This window comes from Pontibacter sp. JAM-7, from assembly GCF_048548695.2.
Taxonomy (GTDB): Bacteria; Pseudomonadota; Gammaproteobacteria; order Pseudomonadales; family Balneatricaceae; genus Neptuniibacter.
Genome location: NZ_JBLYIF020000015.1, coordinates 1 through 3087, shown reverse-complemented (window position 1 = coordinate 3087; position 3087 = coordinate 1). Strand labels below are relative to the sequence as shown.

1 rRNA gene is annotated in these 3087 nt (G+C 51.1%); it reads left to right on the top strand.

The annotated features are described in order from the left end of the window. Positions 1-110: 110 nt before the first annotated feature. Positions 111-2993, top strand: a 23S ribosomal RNA gene (locus tag ACFVYJ_RS13660). The last annotated feature ends 94 nt before the right edge of the window (positions 2994-3087 follow it).

Sequence of the window (3087 nt, the reverse complement as noted above, 5' to 3'; positions counted from 1 at the left end):
AATTTGGATTTGATTCATTTATAGATTTTGACTTGTAGAAGTTTTACAAGCGCCAATTCGGCGAAATCTATCGTTACGAGTCATTTGAACCAGACGCCTTCGGGTTATATGGTCAAGTGACTAAGCGTGCACGGTGGATGCCTTGGCAGTCAGAGGCGATGAAGGACGTTGTAACCTGCGATAAGGTTCGGGGAGCTGGTAAACAAGCTTTGATCCGGACATTTCCGAATGGGGAAACCCACCTATTTATAGGTATCTTTTGTCTGAATACATAGGACATTAGAGGCGAACCCGGGGAACTGAAACATCTAAGTACCCGGAGGAAAAGAAATCAACCGAGATTCCCCTAGTAGCGGCGAGCGAACGGGGAGTAGCCCTTAAGCATTTTTGTAGCTAACAAAACACTCTGGAAAGTGTGGCCATAGTGGGTGATAGCCCCGTATGTGAAAGCTTATAGAATGTGAAATCGAGTAGGACGGGACACGTGGTATCCTGTCTGAATATGGGGGGACCATCCTCCAAGGCTAAATACTCCTGACTGACCGATAGTGAACCAGTACCGTGAGGGAAAGGCGAAAAGAACCCCTGTAAGGGGAGTGAAATAGACCCTGAAACCGTGTACGTACAAGCAGTGGGAGCAGACTTTGTTCTGTGACTGCGTACCTTTTGTATAATGGGTCAGCGACTTACTTTTAGTGGCAAGCTTAACCGTTTAGGGGAGGCGTAGGGAAACCGAGTCTTAATAGGGCGTTTAGTCGCTAGGAGTAGACCCGAAACCGAGCGATCTATCCATGGGCAGGTTGAAGGTTGAGTAACATCAACTGGAGGACCGAACCGACTGTCGTTGAAAAGCCAGCGGATGACCTGTGGATCGGAGTGAAAGGCTAATCAAGCTCGGAGATAGCTGGTTCTCCTCGAAAGCTATTTAGGTAGCGCCTCGTGTATCACCATGGGGGGTAGAGCACTGTTTCGGCTAGGGGGTCATCCCGACTTACCAACCCGATGCAAACTCCGAATACCCATGAGTGCAATCACGGGAGACACACGGCGGGTGCTAACGTCCGTCGTGGAAAGGGAAACAACCCAGACCGCCAGCTAAGGTCCCAAAGTTCATACTAAGTGGGAAACGATGTGGGAAGGCTTAGACAGCTAGGAGGTTGGCTTAGAAGCAGCCACCCTTTAAAGAAAGCGTAATAGCTCACTAGTCGAGTCGGCCCGCGCGGAAGATATAACGGGGCTAAGTATGACACCGAAGCTGCGGATGCCTTAGGGCATGGTAGAGGAGCGTTCTGTAAGCCGTTGAAGCGTAAGCCGGGAGGCGGCGTGGAGGTATCAGAAGTGCGAATGCTGACATGAGTAACGATAAGGGGAGTGAAAAACTTCCCCGCCGAAAGACCAAGGGTTCCTATCCAACGCTATTCGAGGTAGGGTGAGTCGGCCCCTAAGGCGAGGCTGAAGAGCGTAGCCGATGGGAAACAGGTTAATATTCCTGTACTTATCATAACTGCGATGGGGGAACGGAGAAGGCTAGGCCAGCACGGCGATGGTTGTCCGTGTTTAAGGATGTAGGTTGAGAACTTAGGTAAATCCGGGTTCTTAAGACTGAGATCCGATGACGAGTCTCCATGTGAGACGAAGTGGTTGATGCCCTGCTTCCAGGAAAAGCCTCTAAGCTTCAGGTTATGAGGAACCGTACCCTAAACCGACACAGGTGGTCAGGTAGAGAATACCAAGGCGTTTGAGAGAACTCGGGTGAAGGAACTAGGCAAAATGGCACCGTAACTTCGGGAGAAGGTGCGCCGGTTTTGGTGAAGGACTTGCTCCGTAAGCTGAGACCGGTCGAAGATACCAGGTGGCTGCGACTGTTTATTAAAAACATAGCACTCTGCAAACTCGAAAGAGGACGTATAGGGTGTGACGCCTGCCCGGTGCCGGAAGGTTAATTGATGGGGTTAGCTTAGGCGAAGCTCTTGATCGAAGCCCCGGTAAACGGCGGCCGTAACTATAACGGTCCTAAGGTAGCGAAATTCCTTGTCGGGTAAGTTCCGACCTGCACGAATGGCGTAACGATGGCCACACTGTCTCCACCCGAGACTCAGTGAAATTGAAATCGCTGTTAAGATGCAGCGTACCCGCGGCTAGACGGAAAGACCCCGTGAACCTTTACTATAGCTTCACAGTGGACTTTGACATTACTTGTGTAGAATAGCTGGGAGGCTTTGAAACTTGGACGCCAGTTCGAGTGGAGCCACCTTTGAAATACCAGCCTGGTAATGTTGAGGTTCTAACCCAGGTCCCTTATCGGGATCGGGGACATTGTGTGGTGGGTAGTTTGACTGGGGCGGTCTCCTCCCAAAGCGTAACGGAGGAGCACGAAGGTACCCTCAGCATGGTCGGAAATCATGCATTGAGCGCAAGAGTAGAAGGGTGCTTGACTGCGACACAGACACGTGGAGCAGGTACGAAAGTAGGTTCTAGTGATCCGGTGGTTCTGTATGGAAGGGCCATCGCTCAACGGATAAAAGGTACTCCGGGGATAACAGGCTGATACCGCCCAAGAGTTCACATCGACGGCGGTGTTTGGCACCTCGATGTCGGCTCATCACATCCTGGGGCTGAAGCCGGTCCCAAGGGTATGGCTGTTCGCCATTTAAAGTGGTACGCGAGCTGGGTTTAGAACGTCGTGAGACAGTTCGGTCCCTATCTGCCGTGGGCGTTTGAGATTTGAGAAGAGTTGCTCCTAGTACGAGAGGACCGGGGTGAACGAACCTCTGGTGTACCGGTTGTGATGCCAATTGCATTGCCGGGTAGCTACGTTCGGACGGGATAACCGCTGAAAGCATCTAAGCGGGAAGCCTCCTTCAAGATGAGATCTCACTGAGGACTAGATCCTCCTAAAGGGCCGTTCGAGACTAGGACGTTGATAGGTTGGGTGTGGAAGCGCTGTGAGGCGTTGAGCTAACCAATACTAATTGCCCGTGAGGGTTGACCATATAACGCCAAAGGCGTTTGGGAATGGCTTGTAGAGATAGAGAGTAAGCGAGTTGAGTGCATGTAGAGCTTACGAGTCAGAGAAGAATCTATATA